This is a genomic window from Pseudomonas sp. R4-84, assembly GCF_054130985.1.
In genome coordinates this window covers 4,652,620-4,677,497 of record NZ_CP096390.1, presented here as the reverse complement: position 1 = coordinate 4,677,497, position 24,878 = coordinate 4,652,620, and the positions used below count along the sequence as shown (strand labels likewise).

Below are 24,878 nucleotides of genomic sequence, written 5' to 3'. Positions count from 1 at the left end.
CCGTTGCTCTATCATCGGCCCGAGTTATTCCTTTATTGAGCCTTAACCATGAATCAGAACGCTGAATATTCCGCGGTCAATGACGCGGTGCGCGGCCATTTTTTGCGCCGTGTCTGGCAGATGACCACGCCATACTGGCGCAGTGAGGAGAAGGGCAAGGCCTGGACGCTATTGATCGCCGTGATCGCGCTGTCGTTGTTCAGCGTGGCGATTTCGGTGTGGGTCAACAGTTGGTACAGGGATTTCTACAACGCCCTGCAAGAAAAGGACACCGTGGCATTCTGGCGGTTGATCCTGTACTTCTGCGGCATCGCGGCGGTAGCGATCCTGGGCGCGGTGTACCGCTTGTACCTCACGCAAATGCTCACCATCCGCTGGCGGGCCTGGCTCACCGAGCAGCATTTCGCCCGCTGGCTCAACAACAAGAACTACTACCGGCTGGAGCAGGGTGGCTACACGGACAACCCCGACCAGCGGATCTCCGAAGACCTCAACAGTTTTACCAGCAACACGCTGGAGCTGGGCCTGGGGCTGCTTCGCACGGTGGTCAGCCTGGTGTCGTTCTCGATTATCCTGTGGGGCGTGTCTGGCAGCATCGAGGTGTTCGGCTACACCATCCCTGGCTATATGTTCTGGTGCGCGTTGGTCTATGCGGCGGTGGGCAGTTGGCTGACGCACCTGATCGGCCGTCGCCTGATCGGTCTGAACAACAACCAGCAGCGCTTCGAAGCCGACCTGCGTTTCTCCATGGTGCGGGTGCGCGAGAACGCCGAGAGCATCGCGCTCTATGGCGGCGAGCCTAATGAGAATCGTCGCTTGAGTGGTCGTTTCGGCCTGGTCTGGCACAACTTCTGGGACATCATGCGGGTGTCCAAGCGCCTGACATTCTTTACGTCCGGCTACGGCCAGATCGCAATCATTTTCCCATTCATCGTCGCCGCGCCGCGTTATTTCGCGGGCAAGATCCAACTGGGCGAGCTCATGCAGATCAACTCGGCGTTCGGTAACGTGCAGGAGAATTTCAGTTGGTTCATTACCGCCTACGCCAACCTCGCCGCGTGGCGCGCCACCTGTGACCGTCTGCTGAGTTTCCGCCAGGCGATGAGCGACAACGAAGAGCGCGTGCCGGCCATTGATGTACAGAGCCAGGGCAACGAGCTGAAGGTCCGCGATCTCGGGCTGGACCTGAACGATGGCCGGCATCTGCTGACCCATGGCGAGCTGAGCGTGGAGCCGGGCGAGCGGGTGATGCTCAGTGGTCGCTCCGGCAGCGGCAAGTCAACGTTGCTGCGGGCGATGGGGCATCTGTGGCCTGCGGGGCATGGCAGCATTCTCCTGCCCTCGGCGCGTTATCTGTTCCTGCCGCAAAAGCCCTACTTGCCGATTGGCAGCCTGCGGGAAGTGCTGAGTTACCCACAGGCGGGCGATGTCTACCCCAACGAACGTTATGCACAGGTGCTCGAAACCTGTCGCCTGCCGCACCTGGTGGCGCGGTTGGATGAAAGCAACCACTGGCAGCGCATGCTCTCGCCCGGCGAGCAACAACGCCTGGCCTTTGCCCGGGCGTTGCTTTACGCGCCACTGTGGTTGTACATGGACGAAGCGACTTCGGCGATGGATGAAGAAGACGAGGCGACGTTGTACCAGGCGCTGATCGACCAGTTGCCAGGCCTGAGCATTGTCAGTGTCGGGCACCGAAGCAGCTTGAAACGTTTCCATCCGCGACATGTGCGTATCGAAAATGGCCAACTGGTGGAGCAGGCTGTGACCGCTTGATTGTCATTGTCAAACGCTGTTGTGGCGAGGGGATTTATCCCCTCTGGGCGCGAAGCGCCCCTTTCAAATCAACGGTCTCGATATTGAGTCTGCCAATAGACCAAGGGGGCTGTTACGCAGCCCAGCGGGGATAAATCCCCTCGCCACAGCGATGCATGGCAGTAACCTTTGAAAAGGCCCACCAGTGAGCACGGTGATCGTACAACCACGTTGCGCTATGATGCATACTTAGCCGCCTGTCAGATAGAGACACACCATGGAAAACCCGATCAACGTCCCACGCCTTCCCCGCAAGCGCCGCAGCCTGGCGCAGGAGCTGGTGACGGTGCTGACCGAGCAGATTCGCGACGGCCTGCTCAAGCGTGGCGATAAGTTGCCCACCGAGTCGGCGATCATGGAGGCCCATGGCGTCAGCCGCACGGTGGTGCGCGAGGCAATTTCCCGTTTGCAGGCGGCCGGCCAGGTTGAAACCCGCCATGGCATCGGCACCTTCGTGCTGGACACGCCCAGCCCGAGCGGCTTTCGCATCGACCCGGCGACGGTGGTCACGCTGCGCGATGTGCTGGCGATCCTGGAGTTGCGCATCAGCCTGGAAGTGGAATCCGCCGGGCTCGCGGCGCAGCGCCGCAGCGATGAGCAACTGTCGGCGATGCGGGCGGCGCTCGATGCCTTGAACGAAAGCGCGGCCCACGCCAGCGACGCGGTGGCCTCGGACTTCGCCTTCCACCTGGAAATCGCCCTGTCTACCGGCAACCGCTACTTCACGGACATCATGACCCACCTGGGCACCAGCATCATCCCGCGCACCCGGCTGAACTCGGCGCGCCTGGCCCATGACGACCAACAGCACTACATGGATCGACTGAGTCGCGAGCACGAGGAAATCTACGAGGCCATCGCTCGCCAGGATTCCGATGCGGCCCGTGCGGCCATGCGCTTGCATTTGACCAACAGTCGTGAGCGGCTGCGCCAGGCCCATGAAGAGGCGCAGGCGCAGGGCTGAAAGTCGCTCATTGCTCGGGCGCCGAGGATGCTGTTGTGGCGAGGGAGCTTGCTCCCGCTGGGCTGCGAAGCGGCGCCCTCAGCTCTTTGAGCGATCCGTCCTTCTACAGGTTGGCGACTGCTTCGCAGTCGAACGGGAAAGCTCCCTCGCCACAGGGTAGTGGTGGCCAGCTTTACGTCTGTGCACCGTTCGATAAAGAGTAGATGCGCAGTCCTATGCCTTGATCCGCAACATTAGCGGGTCGGATTTGTCATCCCCGCCGCTCTCATAAGTCACTTCGTAACGAAGCTCAACCGATTCGCCTTCGAAAGCTTCCAAGTCGGCGCGAGTTAGATCCACTTTCACATTCGTGCGTGGGGTACCTTCCTCGCCAGTCAAAGGTGTAAACGCTCCTACAGGACGCGTTAGAGTCAGAGTCAGCGTGGCGTTCGAGTACTTGCGGAAATCTGCATCCGGAATTTTCACGGTTAACGTCTCTGTCTTTGACAGGTTGATCGTCACTGCGTCTTTGTCTGGAAATTCCTCGAGCGTGGGCTTTGCATACGTCTCCATGATGTCACTCCTGTGAGGCGGCCCTGATCGTCACGTACGGGCGACTCACTTACAGTTTATGAAAAGGATCACGGCCGAGCTTTGCACGGCCATGCCTGGGTTATGCCCCCATGCCGCAACGGCGCCTACTGGCAGAGTTGACAGTGGCGACAAGCGGTTCCGGTTCTCAGTCCACAAGTTTCATCCGTCTCCCATCACCCAAAGCCCCGTTCTACAAGGCTTTCCGCCAAACACCCGTTGCCCGCTTCCCGACAAAAGACGAAATACAGTTGACGCCCACATTTTAAGTTGTACGATGACCTACAACTTCACATGAAGCTGAACCATTTCCACAACACAACATTTGCGTCCAGGGTGTTCGAATAATGAATCCACAAGAACTGAAGTCCATCCTCTCGTCGGGCCTGCTGTCGTTCCCGGTTACCGATTTCACTGCCAATGGCGATTTCAATCGCGACAGCTACATCAAGCGCCTCGAGTGGCTGGCCCCGTACGGCGCCTCTGCATTGTTCGCGGCGGGCGGCACCGGTGAATTCTTCTCCCTGGCCGCCAGCGAGTATTCGCAAGTCATCAAGACTGCCGTCGATACCTGCGCCACCAGCGTGCCAATCCTCGCCGGCGTCGGCGGTGCCACCCGCCAGGCTATCGAATACGCTCAGGAAGCCGAGCGCCTGGGCGCCAAGGGTCTGTTGCTGCTGCCGCACTACCTGACCGAAGCCAGCCAGGACGGCGTTGCCGCCCACGTTGAAGCCGTGTGCAAATCGGTGAAGATCGGCGTGGTGGTGTACAACCGCAACGTCTGCCGCCTGAACGCGACCCAGCTGGAACAACTGGCCGAGCGCTGCCCGAACCTGATCGGCTACAAGGACGGCCTGGGCGACATCGAACTGATGGTGTCGATCCGTCGTCGCCTCGGCGACCGTTTCAGCTACCTGGGCGGCCTGCCGACCGCTGAAGTCTACGCCGCGGCCTACAAGGCCCTGGGCGTGCCGGTCTACTCCTCGGCGGTGTTCAACTTCATCCCGAAAACCGCGATGGACTTCTACCACGCCATTGCCCGCGAAGATCACGAGACTGTCGGCAAGATCATCGACGACTTCTTCCTGCCATACCTGGACATCCGCAACCGCAAGGCGGGTTACGCGGTGAGCATCGTCAAGGCCGGCGCGAAGATCGTTGGTTATGACGCGGGCCCAGTGCGCACGCCGCTGACCGACCTGCTGCCAGAAGAGTACGAAGCCCTGGCCGCGCTGATCGACAAGCAAGGCAAGCAGTAACAGACCCGACAAGGCCGCTGAGCAATCAGCGGCTTTTTGCGTAAGGCTTGATCGTTTCCACGTGCGCGTGGAAACGCAGCCAGGGACGCCCTGCGTTCCTAGACAGCTTTTGTGAGAGGAGAAGCTCCGTGGCAGATGCAAAGCGTTTCGATAACTACATCAACGGTGAGTGGGTGGCCGGTGCTGACTATTGCACCAACATCAACCCGTCTGACTTGTCCGACGTCATCGGTGAATACGCCAAGGCTGACGCAGCGCAAGTCAACGCCGCCATCGAAGCCGCCCGTGCCGCGTTCCCGGCCTGGTCGACCTCGGGCATCCAGGCCCGTCACGATGCGCTGGACAAAGTCGGCAGCGAAATTCTCGCCCGTCGCGAAGAGCTTGGCCAACTGCTGGCCCGGGAAGAGGGTAAGACCCTGCCCGAAGCCATCGGCGAAGTAACCCGCGCCGGCAACATTTTCAAATTCTTCGCCGGTGAATGCCTGCGCCTGTCGGGCGACTACGTGCCGTCGGTGCGCCCGGGCGTCAACGTCGAAGTGACCCGCGAAGCCCTCGGCGTGGTTGGTCTGATCACTCCGTGGAACTTCCCGATCGCCATCCCTGCGTGGAAAATTGCCCCGGCCCTGGCCTACGGCAACTGCGTGGTGATCAAGCCCGCCGAGCTGGTGCCGGGCTGCGCCTGGGCCCTGGCCGAGATCATTTCCCGTGCCGGTTTCCCGGCCGGTGCGTTCAACCTGGTGATGGGCAGCGGCCGTGTGGTCGGTGACATTCTGGTCAACAGCCCGAAAGTCGATGGCATCAGCTTCACCGGTTCCGTGGGCGTCGGCCGGCAGATCGCGGTCAACTGCGTGGCGCGCCAAGCCAAGGTCCAGCTGGAAATGGGCGGTAAGAACCCGCAGATCATCCTCGACGACGCCGACCTCAAGCAGGCGGTCGAATTGGCGGTGCAGAGCGCGTTCTACTCCACCGGCCAGCGTTGCACGGCATCGAGCCGACTGATCGTCACTGCCGGTATCCACGACAAGTTCGTTGCGGCCATGGCCGAGCGCATGCAATCGATCAAGGTCGGTCACGCGCTGAAGGCTGGCACCGACATCGGCCCGGTCGTTTCCGAAGCCCAGCTCAACCAGGACTTGAAGTACATCGACATCGGCCAGAGCGAAGGTGCGCGGCTGGTCAGCGGTGGTGGTGTAGTGACTTGCGACACCGAAGGTTACTTCCTGGCGCCGACCCTGTTCGCCGACAGCGAGGCTTCGATGCGCATCAGCCGCGAAGAGATCTTCGGCCCGGTGGCCAACGTCGTGCGCGTGGCTGACTACGAGGCGGCGCTGGCGATGGCCAACGACACCGAGTTCGGCTTGTCGGCCGGTATCGCCACCACGTCGTTGAAGTATGCCAACCACTTCAAGCGCCACTCCCAAGCAGGCATGGTGATGGTCAACCTGCCGACCGCCGGCGTGGATTACCATGTTCCGTTCGGTGGGCGCAAAGGTTCGTCCTACGGTTCGCGCGAGCAAGGTCGCTACGCGCAAGAGTTCTACACCGTGGTGAAGACCTCCTACATCGGCTCGTAATACGCAAGACCGGCCGGCGCCGGGCTCTGGCGCCGACCGTACAATTTGATTTCCCGCATAAAAATAAATAGTGGAAGTAGATTACATGCAAGAGACCAAGCCGACGCACGTCCGCTATTTGATCCTGCTCATGCTGTTTTTGGTGACGACGATCAACTATGCCGACCGCGCCACCATCGCCATCGCTGGTTCCAGCCTGCAAAAAGACCTCGGCATCGACGCCGTCACCCTCGGTTACATCTTCTCCGCTTTCGGCTGGGCCTACGTGGCCGGGCAGATTCCTGGCGGCTGGCTGCTCGACCGTTTCGGGTCGAAGAAAATCTATGCACTGAGCATTTTCACCTGGTCGCTGTTCACCGTGCTCCAGGGCTACGTCGGTGAGTTCGGCATGTCCACGGCGGTGGTTGCGCTGTTCATGCTGCGCTTTCTGGTCGGGCTGGCCGAAGCGCCTTCTTTCCCGGGCAACGCCCGTATCGTCGCGGCCTGGTTTCCCACCGCCGAACGTGGCACCGCCTCGGCGATCTTCAACTCGGCGCAGTATTTCGCCACCGTATTGTTCGCGCCGCTGATGGGCTGGATCGTCTACCGCTTCGGCTGGCAGCACGTGTTCATCGTCATGGGCGTGATCGGCATCGTGTTCTCGCTCGTCTGGCTGAAGGTCATCTACAGCCCGCGCCAGCACCCGATGATCAACGAGGCCGAGTTCAACCACATCGCTTCCAATGGCGCGATGGTCGACATGGACCAGGACAAGGGCAAGGAAAAGAAAGCCGACGGTCCGAAGTGGGATTACATTCGCCAACTGCTGACCAACCGCATGATGCTCGGCGTGTACCTGGGCCAGTACTGCATCAACGGCATCACCTATTTCTTCCTGACCTGGTTCCCGGTGTACCTGGTGCAGGAGCGCGGCATGACCATCCTCAAGGCCGGTTTCATCGCGTCCTTGCCGGCCATTTGCGGTTTCATTGGTGGCGTCCTCGGCGGGGTGATTTCCGACTACCTGCTGCGCAAGGGCCATTCGCTGACCTTCGCCCGCAAGGCGCCAATCATCGCCGGGCTGCTGGTGTCCAGCAGCATCGTGGCGTGCAACTACGTCGATATCGAATGGATGGTGGTGGGCTTCATGGCCCTGGCATTCTTCGGCAAGGGCGTGGGCGCATTGGGTTGGGCCGTGGTGTCCGACACGTCGCCAAAACAGATCGCCGGCTTGAGCGGTGGCCTGTTCAACACCTTCGGCAACCTGGCGTCGATTACCACGCCAATCGTCATCGGCTACATCATCAGCGCCACCGGTTCGTTCAAGTGGGCCCTGGTGTTCGTCGGTTGCAATGCGTTGGTGGCGGTGTTCAGCTATCTGGTCATCGTGGGCCCGATCAAGCGTGTGGTGCTCAAGGAGCCCACGGCCAGGGAAGCCGACCTATCCAGCCTGTCTGAAGCCAAATCCTGAGGAATGGCGTCCATGAATCTGATTGAACATGCCGATTCGCCCCGTTACATCCGCCTGCACGAGCGGGACAACGTGGTGATTGTTGTCAACGACCAGGGCGTACCCGCCGGGACCGAGTTCCCGGACGGCCTGGTCACCGTGGACTTCGTGCCACAGAGCCACAAGGTCACCCTGGTGGACATTCCCGAGGGTGGCGAGGTGATTCGCTACGGCCAGGTCATTGGCTACGCGCTGCAACCGATCCCTCGTGGCAGCTGGGTCAAGGAAGACCAATTGCGCATGCCCACCGCGCCACCCTTGGACAGCCTGCCGCTGTCCACCGATGTGCCGGCGGCGGATGCGCCACTGGAAGGCTACACCTTCGAGGGCTACCGCAACGCCGACGGCACCGTCGGCACGCGCAACATCCTGGGCATCACCACCACGGTGCAGTGCGTCACCGGGGTGCTGGACCATGCGGTCAAGCGCATCAAGGAAGAGCTGCTGCCCAAGTACCCGAACGTTGATGACGTGGTGGCGCTGACCCACAGCTATGGCTGCGGTGTGGCGATCACCGCCACCGACGCCTACATCCCGATCCGCACCGTGCGCAACCTGGCGCGCAACCCGAACCTGGGTGGCGAGGCGCTGGTGATCAGCCTGGGCTGCGAGAAATTGCAGGCCGGGCAGGTGATGCACGAAGGCGATAGCTCGGTGGACCTCAGCGAGCCATGGTTGTATCGCTTGCAGGATTCCAGCCACGGCTTTACCGAGATGATCGAGCAGATCATGGAGTTGGCCGAGACGCGCCTGAAGAAACTCGACCAGCGTCGCCGCGAAACCGTGCCCGCCTCGGAGCTGATCCTGGGCATGCAGTGCGGCGGCAGCGATGCGTTCTCCGGCATCACCGCCAACCCGGCCCTGGGCTACGCCTCGGACCTGTTGCTGCGGGCCGGTGCGACGGTGATGTTCTCTGAAGTCACCGAAGTGCGCGATGCGATCTACCTGCTGACCTCCCGGGCGCAAACCCAGGAAGTCGCCCAGGAACTGGTGCGCGAAATGGACTGGTACGACCGTTACCTGGCCAAGGGCGAGGCCGATCGCAGCGCCAACACCACGCCGGGCAACAAGAAGGGTGGGTTGTCGAACATCGTCGAGAAGTCCTTGGGCTCGATCGTCAAATCCGGCAGCAGCGCAATCAGCGGCGTGCTTGGCCCGGGTGAGCGCTTCAAGCAAAAGGGCCTGATCTTCTGCGCCACGCCGGCCAGCGACTTTGTCTGCGGCACGCTGCAACTGGCGGCGGGGATGAACCTGCACGTGTTCACTACCGGTCGGGGCACCCCGTACGGCTTGGCCATGGCGCCGGTGGTGAAGGTCTCGACCCGTACCGAACTGGCCCAGCGCTGGCCGGACCTGATCGACATCGACGCCGGCCGCATCGCCACCGGGCGCGCGACCATCGAAGAGTTGGGCTGGGAGCTGTTCCACTACTACCTGGACGTGGCCAGCGGCAAGAAACAGACCTGGGCCGAGCGGCACAAGTTGTTCAACGACATTACCTTGTTCAACCCGGCGCCGATTACCTGATCCGGCGCTGATCGCGAGCAGGCTCGCTCCCACAGGGATGTGGGGGTGAATGTGGATTCTGTTATCGCTGGAGATCCAATGTGGGAGCGAGCCTGCTCGCGAAGAGGCTCGACCAGACGCCAACGTCGTGAGTGGCTTATCATTAGCCACCTAACGACACCTCCTTCTCAAGGTCCTCGGCATGCTGGCAATTTTCCTCGAAACCCTGAACGTCACCGCGCCGGTGTTCGCCATGCTGTTTCTGGGGACGCTGCTCAAGCGCATCGGCTGGATCAACGACAACTTCATCCACATCGCCTCGTCGCTGGTGTTTAACGTCACCATGCCGGCGCTGTTGTTCCTTGGCATTCTGCACGCTGATTTGCACGCGGCTTTGCAGCCAGACCTGCTGATCTATTTCTCGATTGCCACCCTGGTGAGTTTCGCCATGGCCTGGGGCTGGGCGATCTGGCGTTGCCCGCGGGAGGATCGCGGGATCTACACCCAGGGCGCGTTTCGTGGCAACAACGGCGTGATCGGCCTGGCATTGGCCGCGAGCATGTATGGCGACTATGGGATTTCCCTGGGGGCGATTCTGGCGGCGCTGGTGATCCTGTTCTACAACACCCTGTCGACCATCGTCCTGGCGGTCTACAGCCCGGTGATCAAGTCCGACCCCTGGAGCATCTGCAAGAGCGTGATCAGCAACCCGCTGATCATCAGCGTGCTTGCCGCCGCGCCGTTCGCCTATTGGCGGATCGGCCTGCCGAACTGGTTCGAGACGTCGGCCAAGTATCTGTCCCAAATGACCTTGCCCCTGGCGCTGATCTGCATCGGCGGCACGCTGTCCCTGGCGGCCTTGCGCAAGAGCGGCAAGATGGCCCTGAGTTCGAGCCTGGTGAAGATGGTCGGCTTGCCGTTGGTGACTACTCTGGGCGCATGGTTGTGGGGTTTTCGCGGGGCGGAACTGGGGATCCTGTTCCTGTACTTCGGCAGCCCCACCGCCGCCGCCAGCTACGTCATGGCCCGCGCTGCGAATGGCAACCACGAGCTGGCGGCGGCGATCATCGTCATCACCACTTTGATGGCGGCGATTACCACCAACCTGGGGATCTTTGTGTTGCAGTGGGGTGGGTGGATCTAACCCTCGATTTTGCGCTGTTCTTGAGGGCCAATCGCGAGCAAGCTCGCTCCCACATTGGCTTGTGGTTGTGCCGCGATCCCTGTGGGAGCGAGCTTGCTCGCGATAGCGATCCCAGGGTCACTCAGGCTTGCGATAACTATCGATCACTTCCTGCGCCGCCCGAAACGCATCGATCGCCGCTGGCACGCCCGCGTACACCGCGCAATGCAGCAACGCTTCGCGAATTTCTTCTACCGTGCAGCCATTGTTCAGCGCGCCACGCACGTGGCCCTTGAGTTCCTGCGGGCACTTGAGGGCGGTGAGGGCGGCGAGGGTGATCAGGCTGCGGGTCTTCAGCGGCAGGCCTTCGCGGCTCCAGACGCTGCCCCAGGCATGTTCGTTCACGAAATCCTGCAGCGGCTGGGTGAATTCGGTGGCGCTGCCCAGGGCGCGGTCGACGAACGCATCGCCCATCACTTTGCGACGCATATCGAGGCCGGTCTTTGGATTGTCGGTCATGGCAAATCCCTCTTGTGGTGTTGGCGGCGCCAGGCGCGCAAGGAAGTGAACAGCAGAAACGCGAGCAGGGCCGGCAGCACATAGAACAACATCAGTCGTTCTAGCTGGCCGGCCAATGGCATGCCGGTGGTGAACGACACCACATGCAGCCCGTACGCCGTGTACAAGCCCAGGAACAGCAGCCCTTCGGCACGGGTGACGCGATAGCCGGAATAGAACACCGGCAGGCACAGCACCGCGACGCCAAGCATCACCGGCAGGTCGAAGGCCAGGGCATTGGGCGAGACCGAGAGCGGAGAAGGCGCGGCGAGGGCGGTCACGCCCAATACACCCAGAAGGTTGAACAGGTTGCTGCCGATTACGTTGCCTACCGCGATGTCCCGTTGACCCCGAAGGGCGGCGATCAACGAAGTGGCGAGCTCCGGCAGCGAGGTGCTCACGGCAACGATGGTCAGGCCGATGATGCGCTCGGACAACCCCAGGTCGGTCGCCACTTCCACCGCCGCGCCCAATAACAGGTGCCCGGCGAAGACCAGCATCGCCAGGCCCGAAACGATCATCACCAGGCTCTTGGGCCACGAACCATGGGCAATTGCGCCTCCCAGCGGATGTGGTCGGGCGGAGTGCCGGGACTGGCGCAGCAACAGGCCCAGGTACACCGCCAGGGCTACCAGCAGCAGGACGCCGTCGAGTCGGGTCAGTTCTTCGTTCCAGGCCAGCACGAACACCAGCAGGCTGGCGCCGATCATCAGCGGGATGTCCAAGCGCACCAATTGACGCGAGACGCGCAGCGGAATGATCAACGCCGACAGCCCGAGGGTGACGAGGATGTTGAAGGTACTGCTGCCGATCACACTCCCCACGGCGATGTCAGCGTTCTGTGCCAGGGTCGCTTGCAGGCTGACAGCCATTTGCGGTGCGCTGCTGCCGAATGCGACGACGGTCAGGCCGATAATCAGCGGCCGCACCTGCAAGCGTGCCGCCAGCCCCACGGCGGCACGCACCAGCAACTCGGCGCCGGCGATCAGCAACAGCAGGGCGCCACACAGTTCGATCAGGCTGAGCAGCGGTAAAGCATTGATCAGGGAAATGGCCGGGCTCCGTCTATCAGTCGTCGAGGGCTTGCACACGCACACGCGCGGTACCGCTGCGCAGCATGCCCAATTGTTCGGCCGCGGCGCGGGACACATCGATCAGGCGCCCACGGGTATACGGGCCACGATCGTTGATACGGACCACAACGCTGTCGTTGTTTTTCAGGTTGGTGACTTTCACCCGGGTGCCGAATGGCAACTGGCGATGCGCGGCGGTCAGGCCGTGCTGGTCGAAGCGCTCGCCGCTGGCGGTACGCTTGCCATGGTGCCTGGAGCCGTAATAGGAGGCGACGCCGGTCTGGTCGTAGCCGTGTGGATCGACCGTCCCGCTCTGGCTGGCGCAACCGGCCAGCAGGGACAGCAGGGCGCAGGCGCCGAGGAGACGCTTCATCTGAGAGGTTCCAAATACAAATGTGGGAGCGAGCTTGCTCGCGATGGGGCCATCACATTCAACATCTAGGTTGACTGTCATACCGCTATCGCGAGCAAGCCCGCTCCCACAGGGGGTTGAGCCAGATTCAAAGACTGGCTCCATGGCAATCAGCCCTCGAGCTTGCTTTTCAGCAGTTCGTTGACTTGCTGCGGGTTGGCCTTGCCCTTGGAAGCTTTCATGGCCTGGCCGACGAAGAAGCCGAACATCTTGCCGCGCTTGGCTTCGTCCGCCGCACGGTATTGCTCGACCTGCTCGGCGTTGGCCGCGAGCACTTCATCGAGCACGGCGCTGATCGCACCGGTGTCGGTGACCTGCTTCAAGCCGCGCTTGTCGATGATTTCGTCTGCGCTGCCCTCACCATTGGCCATGGCTTCGAATACCATTTTGGCAATCTTGCCGGAAATGGTGTTGTCCTTGATCCGCAACAGCATGCCGCCCAGTTGCTCGGCCGAAACCGGCGACTCGTCGATTTCCAGGCCCTGCTTGTTCAACAGGCTGCCCAACTCGACCATCACCCAGTTGGCCGCCAGCTTGGCGTCGCCGCCGATGCTCACGACTTTCTCGAAGTAGTCGGCCTGTTCGCGGCTGGTGGCCAGGACGTTGGCGTCATAGCTCGACAGCCCGAACTGCGCCTGGAAGCGCTCGCGTTTCTGTGGCGGCAGTTCCGGCAGGGTGGCGCGTACTTCATCGAGGAACGAATGCTCGATGACCACCGGCAGCAGGTCCGGGTCGGGGAAGTAACGGTAGTCGTTGGCTTCTTCCTTGCTGCGCATCGGACGGGTCTCGTCCTTGTTCGGGTCGTACAGGCGGGTCTGCTGGATGACCTTGCCGCCGTCCTCGATCAGTTCGATCTGGCGTTGGATCTCGCTGTTGATCGCCTTTTCGATGAAGCGGAACGAGTTGACGTTCTTGATCTCGCAGCGGGTGCCGAACTCGGCCTGGCCTTTCGGACGGATCGACACGTTGCAGTCGCAGCGCAGCGAGCCTTCGGCCATGTTGCCGTCGCAGATGCCCAGGTAGCGCACCAGTGCGTGGATCGCCTTGACGTAGGCCACGGCTTCCTTGGCGCTGCGCATGTCCGGCTCTGAGACGATTTCCAGCAGCGGCGTGCCGGCGCGGTTCAGGTCGATGCCGGTAGCACCGTTGAATTCTTCGTGCAGGCTCTTGCCGGCGTCTTCTTCCAGGTGCGCGCGGGTGATGCCGACGCGCTTGACCGTGCCGTCTTCCAGGGCGATGTCCAAGTGGCCCTTGCCGACGATCGGCAGCTCCATCTGGCTGATCTGGTAGCCCTTGGGCAGGTCCGGGTAGAAGTAGTTCTTGCGGGCGAACACGTTGTGCTGGCCGATCTCGGCGTCAATCGCCAGGCCGAACATCACCGCCATGCGCACCGCTTCGGCGTTGAGCACCGGCAATACGCCGGGCATGCCCAGGTCAACCAGGCTGGCCTGGGTGTTGGGCTCGGAACCGAAGGTGGTCGAGCTACCGGAAAAGATTTTCGACCGGGTGGTGAGCTGGGTATGAATCTCCAGCCCGATCACGACTTCCCATTGCATGTGTTTCTCCTCAGAAGTCTTATCAGGGGATTTTGAAACGTCGCGAGCGAAGGTAAGGCAAGGCGAAAACTGGCGAGAAAGCGGAGTTGACTTTAGTCAATGAGCATTTTGAGCCAGTTTTCAACGCAGCATTACCGAGCGCAGCAGTTTCAAAACCCCTGAGGGGTGCGGGTGTGCCAGTCAGTGTTTAACTGGTACTGGTGCGCCACGTTGAGCAGGCGGCCTTCCTGGAAATACGGCGCGAGCAACTGCACGCCCACCGGCAGGCCATCGACGAAGCCGGCCGGCATGGACAGGCCCGGCAAGCCGGCGAGGTTGGCGGTGATGGTGTAGACGTCTTCCAGGTACTCGGCGACCGGGTCGCTGTTCTTGGCGCCGAGCTTCCAGGCCGGGTTCGGCGTGGTTGGGCCGAGGATGATATCGACCTCGTTGAAGGCGGCCATGAAGTCGTTCTTGACCAGGCGGCGGATTTTCTGCGCCTTTAGGTAGTAGGCATCGTAGTAGCCGGCGGACAGCGCGTAGGCGCCAACCATGATCCGGCGCTGCACTTCGGCGCCGAAGCCTTCGCCACGGGAGCGCTTGTACAGGTCGACCAGGTTTTGCGGGTTCTCGCAGCGATAGCCGAAGCGCACGCCGTCGAAGCGCGACAGGTTCGAGGACGCTTCCGCCGGGGCGATCACGTAATACGCAGGGATCGCGTGCTGCATGTTCGGCAGGCTGATTTGCTTGATGACCGCGCCGAGCTTTTCCAGCTCCTTGATGCTGTTTTGAATCAGATCGGCGATGCGCGGGTCGAGGCCGGCGCCGAAATATTCCTTCGGCACGCCGATGCGCAGGCCTTGCAGCGAACCGTTGAGGCTGGCGCTGTAGTCCGGCACCGGTTCATCGATGCTGGTGGAATCGTTCGGGTCGAAGCCGGCCATGCCTTGGAGCAGGATCGCGCAGTCTTCGGCGGTGCGGGCCAGCGGGCCACCCTGGTCGAGGCTGGAGGCGTAGGCAATCATGCCCCAGCGCGAGACGCGGCCGTAGGTCGGTTTCAGGCCGGTGAGGTTGGTGAACGCAGCTGGCTGGCGAATCGAGCCACCGGTGTCGGTGGCGGTGGCGGCCGGCAACAGGCGCGCGGCCACGGCGGCGGCGGAACCACCGGACGAGCCGCCCGGTACGTGTTCAAGGTTCCACGGGTTTTTCACCGCGCCGTAATGGCTCGACTCGTTGGCCGAGCCCATGGCGAACTCGTCCATGTTGGTCTTGCCCAGGGTCACGGTGCCGGCGGCGGCCAGCTTGGCGACCACGGTGGCATCGTACGGGGCCTTGAAATTGTCGAGCATCTTCGAGCCGCAGCTGGTGCGGATGCCCTGTGTGCAAAACAGGTCCTTGTGGGCAATCGGCGCGCCAAGCAGGGCGCCGTTCTCACCCTTGGCGCGACGGGCGTCGGCGGCCTTGGCCTGGCTCAGGGCCAGTTCTTCGGTGAGGCTGATGAAGCTGTTGAGCTGCGGATCGAGCTGGGCGATGCGCGCCAGCAGGGCCTTGGTCAGCTCTTCGGAGGAAAACTTTTTGTCGGCGAGTCCGCGGGCGATCTCGGCCAGGGTCATCTGATGCATGAGAGGCTCTTTCCCTTTAGTCGATGACTTTCGGAACCAGGTACAGGCCGTTTTCGACCGCTGGCGCGATGGACTGGTAGGCCTCGCGGTTATTGGACTCGGTGACGACGTCGGCGCGCAGGCGCTGGCTGGCTTCCAGTGGGTGGGCCAGCGGCTCGATACCGTCGGTATCGACCGCCTGCATTTCGTCGACCAGCCCGAGGATGCTGTTCAGGGCAGAAGTGATGTGTGGAAGATCGGCTTCATTGAGGCCCAGGCAGGCCAGATGAGCGATTTTTTCCACGTCGGAGCGTTCAAGCGCCATGGGATTCTCCAGTGGAAAACAAAACGGACGCAGTCTGTCCGTGTGTTAGATTGTCGGAACACTACCGCATTTCTACGGCGCTACGGCCGCGATTGTAGGGTTTGGTGCACAGAAAAGCGGCCAATTTAACATATTGGCGCCTTGCCCAAAATCCCTGTCGTTGTTAGAGTTTGCCGCACTTTTTTACCCACGCGTTGCCTAGGGTCCCTTTCCCATGTTCAAGAAACTGCGTGGCATGTTTTCCAGCGATCTCTCCATCGACCTGGGCACTGCCAACACCCTTATTTACGTGCGCGAGCGCGGTATCGTCCTGAATGAACCCTCGGTCGTGGCCATCCGCACCCACGGTAACCAGAAAAGTGTCGTGGCTGTCGGTACGGAAGCCAAGCGCATGCTGGGCCGTACACCGGGCAACATTGCAGCCATTCGCCCCATGAAGGACGGCGTGATCGCCGACTTCAGCGTCTGCGAAAAGATGCTGCAGTACTTCATCAACAAGGTTCACGAAAACAGTTTTCTGCAGCCCAGCCCTCGTGTGCTGATCTGCGTGCCCTGCAAGTCCACCCAGGTGGAGCGTCGCGCCATCCGTGAATCGGCCCTGGGTGCCGGTGCTCGCGAAGTATTCCTGATTGAAGAGCCAATGGCCGCAGCCATCGGTGCCGGCCTGCCCGTGGAAGAAGCCCGTGGTTCGATGGTCGTCGATATCGGTGGTGGTACCACTGAAATCGCCTTGATCTCCCTCAACGGTGTGGTCTACGCCGAATCCGTGCGTGTGGGCGGCGACCGTTTCGACGAAGCGATCATCACCTACGTACGTCGCAACTACGGCAGCCTGATCGGCGAATCCACCGCCGAGCGCATCAAGCAGGAAATCGGCACGGCCTACCCGGGCGGTGAAGTGCGCGAAGTCGATGTTCGCGGTCGCAACCTGGCCGAAGGCGTTCCACGCGCGTTCACGCTCAACTCCAACGAAGTGCTCGAAGCGCTGCAAGAGTCGCTGGCAACCATCGTCCAGGCCGTCAAGAGCGCCCTGGAGCAATCGCCGCCGGAGCTGGCCTCGGACATCGCCGAGCGCGGCCTGGTGCTGACCGGTGGTGGCGCGCTGTTGCGTGACCTCGACAAACTGCTGGCCCAGGAAACCGGCCTGCCGGTGATCGTTGCCGAAGACCCGCTGACGTGCGTTGCCCGCGGTGGTGGCCGTGCGCTGGAAATGATGGACAAGCACACCATGGATCTGCTCTCCAGCGAATAAATCTGGCGCAGTGGTCTATGTTGTTTGCGCTCGGGCGGCACTTTGCAGTGCTGCCCGTTGGCGTTTATCTTCTGTCATTCGTATCCAGGCCGGTTCGATACCGTATGAATAAAGACAACGTTTGCCTGGGAGGAGCGGCTTATTAAACCGCTTTTTGCCAAAGGCCCCTCATTGGGTGTACGCCTGCTGGTGTTGACCGTGCTGTCGGTTGCGCTGATGGTGGTGGATGCCCGCTTCACGCTGCTCAAGCCAGTGCGCAGCCAGATGTCGCTGGTGTTGATGGAGTCCTACTGGATCACCGACCTGCCGCAACGGTTGTGGCAGGGTGTGGCCAGCCAGTTTGGCAGCCGGACCGAACTGGTCGCCGAGAACGAAAAACTCAAGACTGAAAACCTGCTGCTGCAGGGACGCATGCAGAAGCTGGCGGCCCTCACCGAGCAGAACGTGCGGCTGCGCGAGTTGCTCAACTCCTCGGCGCTGGTCAATGAGAAAGTCGAAGTGGCCGAGCTGATCGGCATGGACCCCAACCCGTTCACCCACCGCATCATTATCAACAAGGGCGAGCGCGACGGCGTGGTCCTCGGCCAGCCGGTGCTCGATGCCCGTGGCCTGATGGGGCAGGTGGTGGAATTAATGCCTTATACGTCTCGTGTGCTGTTGCTGACCGATACCACCCACAGTATCCCGGTGCAGGTCAATCGCAACGGCTTGCGGGCAATCGCAAGCGGCACCGGCAACCCCGAGCGCCTCGAACTTCGCCATGTGGCCGATACCGCCGACATCAAGGAAGGCGACCTGCTGGTCAGTTCCGGCCTCGGCCAGCGGTTTCCGGCTGGTTATCCCGTGGCGACGGTCAAGGAAGTCATTCATGACTCTGGCCAGCCGTTCGCGATCGTGCGTGCGGTGCCGACGGCTGCGTTGAACCGCAGCCGCTACCTGCTGCTGGTATTCAGCGACAACCGCACGCCTGAAGAGCGCGCCAACGATGCCGCCGTGGCCCAGGAGGCCCAGGACCAGCAGAGCGGCGAATCGCCTGCTCCGGCCACACCTGCGCCCGCGCCCGCACCTGTACCAGCCACTGTGCCCAAGCCCCAGGCTGCGACGGCCCCGGCAACAACAGCTCCGGCCGCACACGCCGCGGCTCCCGCCCGACCGGCCGCAGCCCAGCAGCCGGCGGTCCAACCCGCCCGGCCCGCGACCAAGCCACCGGCCCCAGCGCCTGCCGCCACGCCCGCCACCAGGGGAGCACGTGAAGAATGAGCAGTACTCGATCCGGTAATGGCTGGATGGTCTGGCTGACCTTTGCCATCGGCCTGTTGCTCAGCGTTTCCCCGCTGCCGCAGTTCATGGAGATCCTGCGCCCGCTGTGGCTGGCCTTGCTGCTGGCCTTCTGGGCCCTGGCCTTGCCGCACAAGGTCGGCATGGTCACGGCCTGGTGCCTGGGGCTGGCCGAAGATGTGCTCTATGGCACGTTGCTGGGTCAGAACGCGCTGATCCTGACCTTGATCACATTCCTGGTGCTGTCGTTGCAACAACGCCTGCGCATGTTCCCGATGTGGCAACAGTGCTTGGTGATCCTGGTGATCTTCGGCTTGGCGCAACTGGTGCAATTATGGCTCAGCGCCTTGACCGGTAATCGCCAGCCGACCCTGGCGCTGGTCTTGCCGGCCCTGGTCAGCGCATTGCTCTGGCCGTGGATAAGTTTCGGTTTGCGCGGCTTGCGGCTGCGTTTCAAAATCAACTGATTCGGTCAGGATATCTACACTTTTTTGATGACTTACATCCCTGTGGCGAGGGAGCTCCCTCGCCACAAAAGCCGGTCGCCTATAAGGGAGATGTCTTGATGAAACCGCTTTACCTCGCCTCAGGGTCGCCGCGCCGGCGTGAATTGCTCACGCAGATCGGGGTGCCATTTACCGCCATCGGTGCGGTCATCGACGAAACTCCCCACGATCACGAAACCCCATCGGCCTATGTAGAGCGCTTGGCGCGTGGCAAGGCCGATGCTGGACGACGTGCCCTATCAAATGACATCGATGGCTGCGTGCTCGGCGCGGACACCGCCGTGGTGCTGGATGGACGAATTCTCGGCAAGCCTCAGGATCAGGCCGACGCCGTGTCGATGCTCATGGGCCTGTCCGGGCGCGATCATGAGGTATTGACTGCCATTGCCGTGCTGGATGCCGAACGCTGCGAATCCCGGGTGGTTCGCAGCCGCGTGCGCTTTCGCCTGATCACGGAACAGGAAGCGCTCGCCTATTGGGCCAGCGGCGAACCGCGAGACAAAACCGGCAGCTATGGTATCCAAGGGCTGGGCGCGGTGTTCGTCGCCGGGCTTGAGGGCAGTTATTCGGCCGTGGTCGGCCTGCCGCTCTGCGAAACCGCAGAATTGCTCGGCCATTTCGGCATACCCTGTTGGCAAACCTTGAGCGCGCGTTGAGCGCCGTCTGACTAGATGCGGCCATAATCGTGAATATGCCTGAACGAGACCCTGCCATGAGTGAAGAGATTCTGATCAACATCACGCCGATGGAGTCGCGCGTGGCGGTGGTTGAAAACGGTGTCCTGCAAGAAGTTCACGTCGAGCGCACGCAAAAGCGTGGCATCGTCGGCAATATTTACAAGGGCAAGGTGGTGCGGGTTTTGCCGGGCATGCAGGCAGCCTTCGTCGACATCGGCCTGGACCGCGCGGCGTTCATCCACGCCTCGGAAATTTCCATGCGCGAAGGGCCGGCGGTAGAAAGCATCAGTGCGCTGGTCCATGAGGGCCAGAGCCTGGTGGTGCAGGTCACCAAGGACCCCATCGGCTCCAAGGGAGCGCGCCTGACCACCCAGCTGTCGATTCCGTCGCGCTACCTGGTGTATATGCCGCGCACCGCCCACGTCGGCATATCCCTGAAGATCGAAGACGAAGCCGAGCGTGAGCGCCTCAAAAAAGTGGTCAGTGACTGCGTGGAAAAAGAAGGCATCAAGGAAGCCGGCGGCTTCATCCTGCGTACGGCCGCCGAAGGCGCCGGGGCCGATGAGATCCTCATGGATATCCGCTACCTGCGCAGGCTCTGGGACCAGATCGCCGCGCAGATCAAGACCATCGCCACTCCCAGCGTGATCTACGAAGATCTGGGCCTGGCGTTGCGAACCCTGCGTGACCTGGTCAGCCCGAAGATCGAGAAGATCCGCATCGATTCCCGGGAAACCTTCCAGAAAACCACCCAGTTCGTCGCCGAGCTGATGCCGGAAATCGCCGACCGCCTGGAGCACTACCCTGGCGAGCGGCCGATTTTCGACCTGTACGGCGTCGAAGATGAGATCCAGCGCGCCCTTGAACGCAAGGTGCCGCTCAAGTCCGGCGGTTATCTGGTGGTCGATCCGGCCGAGGCGATGAGCACCATCGACGTCAACACCGGTGCCTTTGTCGGCCATCGTAATCTCGAGGAAACCATCTTCAAGACCAATCTTGAAGCGGCCACGGCCATTGCCCGGCAATTGCGCCTGCGCAACCTCGGCGGGATCATCATCATCGATTTCATCGACATGGAAGACGAAGAGCACCAGCGCCAGGTGCTGCGCACCCTGGAAAAACAGCTGGAGCGCGATCACGCCAAGACCAACATCATCGGCATCACCGAACTGGGCCTGGTGCAGATGACCCGCAAGCGCACCCGCGAAAGTCTTGAACAAGTGCTGTGCGAACCATGCAGCAGTTGCCAGGGCCGGGGCAAGCTCAAGACCCCGGAAACCGTGTGTTACGAAATCTTCCGGGAAATCCTCCGGGAAGCGCGCGCCTACCAGGCCACTGGCTATAGAGTGTTGGCGAACCAGAAAGTGGTGGACCGGTTGCTCGATGAAGAGTCGGGCAACGTCGCGGAGCTGGAAACCTTTATCGGCCGCACGATCCGTTTCCAGGTGGAGACCATGTATTCGCAGGAACAATACGACGTGGTGTTGCTCTGACGTGGCATGCGCAGTGGCGAGGCCGCGGCGAGAATGCCTTTGCCAAGGGGGGCTGCTGACATGGAGCGTCTGACACGCCTGTTGGGCACATTGACACGCTGGGGGCTTGGCCTGTGTGCGCTGCTGCTGGTCGTGCTGGCCTTGTACGTGAGCCTCGGCCGGGAGTTGGTCCCGCTGGTGGCTGAATACCGTAGCGAGGTCGAGGCCCGTGCCGGCGAAGCGCTCGGCATGCCGGTGCACGTCGGTAGCCTCGAAGGCGGCTGGAACGCCCTGGCCCCCATCTTCGCCGCGCGCGATGTAGTGGTCGGCGACGGCCCCAATGCCCTGCACCTGGATCATGTGCGCGCCGTGCCCGCGGTGTGGGACAGCCTGGTGGCCCGCCAGGTGCGCATCGCCCATCTGGAAATCAGCGGCCTGAAGATCAGCCTCAAGGAAGGCGCCGACGGGAAATGGGCCCTGGAAGGCCTGCCGGTACGGGACGACCAGCCACTCGATCCGCAGCAACTGTTGAACCGCATGCAAATGGTCTCGAAGCTGTCGGTGCTCGACAGCCAAGTCACGTTGCAGCCACTGGACCATCCGCCCCTGAGCCTCACCTACGTTGGCTTGAGCCTGCGCACCGGTGTCTCCCGCCAGCGCCTGGACGCTCGGCTGACCCTGCCCGACGGCCAGCCCGTGGCGATCAACCTGCGTACCCGCATCCGCGCCAGCGATTGGAAAAATGGCGTGGCCGATGCCTACCTGAGCCTGCCGCAAAGCGATTGGTCCCAATGGCTGCCTAAACGCCTGACCCGGCAATGGAATTTTTCCGAAATCAAGGCGGGGGGCGAGTTCTGGCTCAGCTGGGGCGCGGGCACGGTGCAAAGCGCGGCCGTGCGCTTGAACGCGCCGCAGCTCCAGGGCGCCTATGCCGACCGCAAGCCCGTGCAGATCCATAACCTGGCCCTCAACGGCTATTTCCAGCGCAGCAGCCAAGGATTTATCGCAACCTTCGACACTCTGGCGATGAGCCTGGGTGACACCCGCTGGGAGTCGCGCCTGCAGCTGCAGCAGACCGACGCCTCCGACAAGGCCGAGGAACGCTGGCACGTGCAGGCCGATCGTCTCGACTTGACGCCGCTCACGCCGCTACTCAATGCCCTGGCGCCATTGCCGGAAGGCGTCGCCACCGCCATCGACCGACTCAAGGTGACCGGTGGCTTGCGCAACGTCTTGCTCGACTACCGGCCACACAATACCGGTGATCAAAAAGTCAGCTTCGCCACCAACCTCGACACGGTGGGTTTCAACGCCTATCACGGGGCCCCGGCGGCACGTAATGTTTCGGGCAGCCTGAGCGGCGACCTCGGCGGCGGCGAACTGCGCATGGACAGCAAGGATTTCTCCCTGCACCTGGACCCGATCTTCACCAAGCCCTGGCAGTACTTGCAGGCCAACGCACGGCTGACCTGGAAGTTGGACAAGCAAGGGTTCACCTTGATCGCGCCTTACCTGAAGGTGCTGGGTGAGGAGGGCCGGATTGCCGGGGATTTCCTGATTCGCCTGCATTTCGATCACAGCCAGGAAGATTACATGGACCTGCGGGTCGGCCTGGTGGACGGTGATGGGCGCTACACCGGCAAGTACCTGCCGGCCGTTCTCAGTCCGGCGCTGGACGAGTGGCTGCGCACCGCAATTGTCAAAGGCGCGGTGGATGAGGGCTTCTTTCAGTATCAAGGCTCGCTGAACAAAGGCGCCGAGGATGCGGCTCGCAGCATCAGCCTGTTTTTCAAGGTGCATGACGCTGAGCTGGCGTTCCAGCCCGGCTGGCCTTCGGTCAGTAAGGTCAGCGGCGATGTGTTTGTCGAGGACAGCGGCGTACGCATCTTCGCCAGCCAGGGGCAACTGCTGGGCACCCAGGTAAAAGACGTTTCGGTGAACATTCCCCACGTGCCGACCGGGCAAAACTCTCATTTGCTGCTCGACGGTGGGTTTGCCGGAGGGCTCGGCGACGGGTTGAAGATCCTCCAGACCGCGCCCATCGGCACGGCCGAAACATTCGCCGGCTGGGAAGGCGAGGGCGACCTGCGCGGCAGCGTAAAGCTCGATATCCCGCTCGTGAAAGGCGAGCAACCGAAGATCCTCGTGGATTTCTCAACGGACAAGGCTCGGCTCAAACTCAGCGAGCCGGCCTTGGAATTGACTCAGCTCAAAGGGGATTTCCGCTTCGACAGCAGCAAGGGGCTGAGCGGCAAGAACATTGCGGCCCAGGCATTCGACCGACCCGTGACCGCGCAGATATTCGCCGAGGGCCGCACCGGCGCGCTCAATACGCGTGTCACGGCGTCCGGACGGGTTGAGGTGAAGAAACTCACCGACTGGCTGAGCGTGACCCAGCCGTTGCCCGTCTCCGGCGTGATTCCTTACCAGTTGCAAGTGATCCTCGACGGCGCCGACAGCCAGCTGTCGATCAATTCCAATCTCAAGGGCGTCGCGGTGGATCTGCCGGCGCCCTTCGGCATGGCGGCTGATGCCGGGCGCGACACCGTGTTCCGTATGACATTGCAGGGGCCGGAGCGGCGTTACTGGGCCAATTATGGCGACCTGGCCAGCTTCACTTATGCCGCCCCGAGCGGAAAAACGGCCGATGGCCGTGGCGAATTGCTCCTGGGCGGGGGCGACGCAGTGCTGCCGGGAGCCAAGGGGCTGCGCCTGCGAGGCACGCTATCGGAGCTGGACGTGGGTCCCTGGCAGGATTTGTTGGGCAAATACGCCGGCCAGGACCCGGGCGGCAGCGCCCGGCAAGTGCTCAGCGGTGTCGACCTGAAAGTAGGCAAACTCACGGCGATGGGCACGACGCTGGACCAGGCATCGGTGCAACTGGACCGCAAGCCGGACGCCTGGGCCATGCGGCTCGACAGCCAGCAGGCCAAGGGCAGCGTCAACGTGCCGGACGCAAAGGCCGCCCCCATCGGTATCAAGCTGGACTACGTGCGCCTGCCCACTGCCGACCCGACGGTGCAGGCCGACGAAAACGCCCCGGATCCGCTGGCTTCGGTTGATCCGAGCAAGATACCGGCCCTGGATATCGCCATCGACCAGTTGTTCCAAGGGCCTGATCTGATCGGCGCCTGGTCGTTGAAGGTGCGTCCAACCGGTAAAGGTATTGCGTTGAACGATCTGGACATGGGCCTCAAGGGCATGGTCCTCAATGGCAATGGCGCTTGGGAAGGTGCGCCGGGCTCGACCAGCAGTTGGTACAAGGGGCGGATCAAGGGCAAGAACCTGGCCGATGTGCTGAAAGGCTGGGGATTCGCCCCCAGCGTGACCAGCCAGGAGTTTCGCCTGGACGTTGACGGCCGTTGGCCTGGTTCGCCCGCCTGGGTGGCCACCAAGCGCTTCTCCGGAAGTCTCGATGCGTCGCTTACCAAGGGGCAGTTCGTCGAGGTCGAAGGCAGCGCGCAGGCGTTGCGGGTATTCGGCCTGTTGAACTTCAACTCCATCGGCCGCCGCCTGCGCCTGGATTTCTCCGACCTGTTTGGCAAGGGGCTGAGCTATGACCGGGTCAAGGGCTTGCTGGTGGCGAGCAATGGCGTCTATGTAACGCGTGAGCCCATCGCCTTGACGGGACCTTCGAGCAACCTGGAACTGAACGGAACGCTGGACATGGTCACTGACCGGGTCGACGCCAAGCTGCTGGTGACGTTGCCGGTGACCAACAACCTGCCCATCGCCGCGCTGATTGTCGGCGCCCCGGCGGTGGGTGGGGCATTGTTTTTGATCGACAAACTGATCGGTGACCGCGTAGCGCGTTTCGCCAGCGTAAGATACGACGTCAAGGGGCCGTGGAAAGAGCCGAAGATCAGCTTCGACAAGCCGTTCTGACGAG

General features: G+C 62.1%; 20 protein-coding genes. 13 read left to right on the top strand and 7 right to left on the bottom strand.

Going from position 1 to position 24,878, the window contains the following annotated elements:
* The first annotated feature begins 48 nt into the window (after positions 1–48).
* Positions 49–1,776 (top strand): ABC transporter ATP-binding protein/permease, encoded by a 1,728-nt coding sequence (locus tag M1D68_RS21370; protein ID WP_457968251.1) that lies wholly within the window; start codon positions 49–51, stop codon positions 1,774–1,776.
* 256 nt (positions 1,777–2,032) lie between these two features.
* On the top strand, positions 2,033–2,779 hold the full coding sequence (locus tag M1D68_RS21365) for a FadR/GntR family transcriptional regulator (protein WP_420765536.1): 747 nt from the start codon (positions 2,033–2,035) through the stop codon (positions 2,777–2,779).
* A gap of 213 nt (positions 2,780–2,992) precedes the next feature.
* Here the strand turns inward: M1D68_RS21365 and M1D68_RS21360 are convergent, their stop codons facing one another.
* A complete protein-coding gene (locus tag M1D68_RS21360) occupies positions 2,993–3,331 on the bottom strand; it encodes a hypothetical protein (protein ID WP_457968248.1) in 339 nt (112 codons plus the stop codon).
* A gap of 365 nt (positions 3,332–3,696) precedes the next feature.
* On the opposite strand from M1D68_RS21360, the gene kdgD reads away from it, so the two are divergent.
* The 5 genes from kdgD to M1D68_RS21335 all read left to right on the top strand — a co-directional run bounded on the left by kdgD (position 3,697) and on the right by M1D68_RS21335 (position 10,321).
* A complete protein-coding gene (gene kdgD, locus M1D68_RS21355) occupies positions 3,697–4,608 on the top strand; it encodes a 5-dehydro-4-deoxyglucarate dehydratase (RefSeq protein ID WP_186613371.1) in 912 nt (303 codons plus the stop codon).
* Between the two features lie 128 nt (positions 4,609–4,736).
* Positions 4,737–6,182 carry an aldehyde dehydrogenase family protein gene (locus M1D68_RS21350; RefSeq protein WP_434560661.1) on the top strand — a complete coding sequence of 482 codons (1,446 nt, stop codon included), beginning with the start codon at positions 4,737–4,739 and terminating at the stop codon, positions 6,180–6,182.
* Between the two features lie 85 nt (positions 6,183–6,267).
* Positions 6,268–7,632 (top strand): MFS transporter, encoded by a 1,365-nt coding sequence (locus tag M1D68_RS21345; RefSeq protein WP_434560659.1) that lies wholly within the window; start codon positions 6,268–6,270, stop codon positions 7,630–7,632.
* Positions 7,633–7,644: 12 nt separating this feature from the next.
* On the top strand, positions 7,645–9,198 hold the full coding sequence (gene garD / locus M1D68_RS21340; protein WP_420765532.1) for a galactarate dehydratase: 1,554 nt from the start codon (positions 7,645–7,647) through the stop codon (positions 9,196–9,198).
* 181 nt (positions 9,199–9,379) lie between these two features.
* Positions 9,380–10,321, top strand: a complete 942-nt coding sequence (locus tag M1D68_RS21335; RefSeq protein WP_434607773.1) for an AEC family transporter — start codon at positions 9,380–9,382, stop codon at positions 10,319–10,321.
* A gap of 117 nt (positions 10,322–10,438) precedes the next feature.
* Here the strand turns inward: M1D68_RS21335 and M1D68_RS21330 are convergent, their stop codons facing one another.
* The 6 genes from M1D68_RS21330 to gatC form a co-directional block, all read right to left on the bottom strand.
* Positions 10,439–10,819: a carboxymuconolactone decarboxylase family protein gene (locus M1D68_RS21330; RefSeq protein WP_457968245.1), complete on the bottom strand. Its 381-nt coding sequence runs from the start codon at positions 10,817–10,819 to the stop codon at positions 10,439–10,441.
* Positions 10,816–11,877: a calcium/sodium antiporter gene (locus M1D68_RS21325; protein WP_457970780.1), complete on the bottom strand. Its 1,062-nt coding sequence runs from the start codon at positions 11,875–11,877 to the stop codon at positions 10,816–10,818. Before M1D68_RS21325 ends, M1D68_RS21330 begins: the two co-directional genes overlap by 4 nt.
* Positions 11,878–11,926: 49 nt before the next feature.
* Positions 11,927–12,304, bottom strand: coding sequence for a septal ring lytic transglycosylase RlpA family protein (locus tag M1D68_RS21320; RefSeq protein ID WP_420765529.1), 378 nt, complete (start codon positions 12,302–12,304; stop codon positions 11,927–11,929).
* 149 nt (positions 12,305–12,453) lie between these two features.
* Entirely contained in the window at positions 12,454–13,899 is a 1,446-nt protein-coding gene (gene gatB / locus M1D68_RS21315) for an Asp-tRNA(Asn)/Glu-tRNA(Gln) amidotransferase subunit GatB (RefSeq protein ID WP_434560651.1), read from the bottom strand.
* Positions 13,900–14,048: 149 nt separating this feature from the next.
* The gene (gene gatA / locus M1D68_RS21310; RefSeq protein WP_420765528.1) at positions 14,049–15,500 is read right to left on the bottom strand and encodes an Asp-tRNA(Asn)/Glu-tRNA(Gln) amidotransferase subunit GatA; all 1,452 of its coding nucleotides are present in this window, start codon (positions 15,498–15,500) and stop codon (positions 14,049–14,051) included.
* A gap of 16 nt (positions 15,501–15,516) precedes the next feature.
* A complete protein-coding gene (gatC, locus tag M1D68_RS21305; protein WP_039592252.1) occupies positions 15,517–15,804 on the bottom strand; it encodes an Asp-tRNA(Asn)/Glu-tRNA(Gln) amidotransferase subunit GatC in 288 nt (95 codons plus the stop codon).
* Between the two features lie 214 nt (positions 15,805–16,018).
* Between gatC and mreB the strand changes: the two genes are divergently transcribed.
* The 6 genes from mreB to M1D68_RS21275 all read left to right on the top strand — a co-directional run bounded on the left by mreB (position 16,019) and on the right by M1D68_RS21275 (position 24,874).
* Positions 16,019–17,056, top strand: coding sequence for a rod shape-determining protein MreB (gene mreB, locus M1D68_RS21300; RefSeq protein WP_002555108.1), 1,038 nt, complete (start codon positions 16,019–16,021; stop codon positions 17,054–17,056).
* Between the two features lie 171 nt (positions 17,057–17,227).
* On the top strand, positions 17,228–18,316 hold the full coding sequence (gene mreC / locus M1D68_RS21295) for a rod shape-determining protein MreC (RefSeq protein WP_434560647.1): 1,089 nt from the start codon (positions 17,228–17,230) through the stop codon (positions 18,314–18,316).
* Positions 18,313–18,801: a rod shape-determining protein MreD gene (mreD, locus tag M1D68_RS21290; protein WP_249876151.1), complete on the top strand. Its 489-nt coding sequence runs from the start codon at positions 18,313–18,315 to the stop codon at positions 18,799–18,801. The genes mreC and mreD overlap by 4 nt, the downstream gene beginning before the upstream one ends.
* A gap of 98 nt (positions 18,802–18,899) precedes the next feature.
* Positions 18,900–19,496: a Maf family protein gene (locus M1D68_RS21285; RefSeq protein ID WP_457968235.1), complete on the top strand. Its 597-nt coding sequence runs from the start codon at positions 18,900–18,902 to the stop codon at positions 19,494–19,496.
* A 56-nt stretch (positions 19,497–19,552) separates the two neighbouring features.
* Positions 19,553–21,010 (top strand): ribonuclease G, encoded by a 1,458-nt coding sequence (gene rng / locus M1D68_RS21280; RefSeq protein WP_420765526.1) that lies wholly within the window; start codon positions 19,553–19,555, stop codon positions 21,008–21,010.
* A gap of 60 nt (positions 21,011–21,070) precedes the next feature.
* Positions 21,071–24,874 (top strand): YhdP family protein, encoded by a 3,804-nt coding sequence (locus tag M1D68_RS21275; RefSeq protein WP_457968233.1) that lies wholly within the window; start codon positions 21,071–21,073, stop codon positions 24,872–24,874.
* Positions 24,875–24,878: the final 4 nt, after the last annotated feature.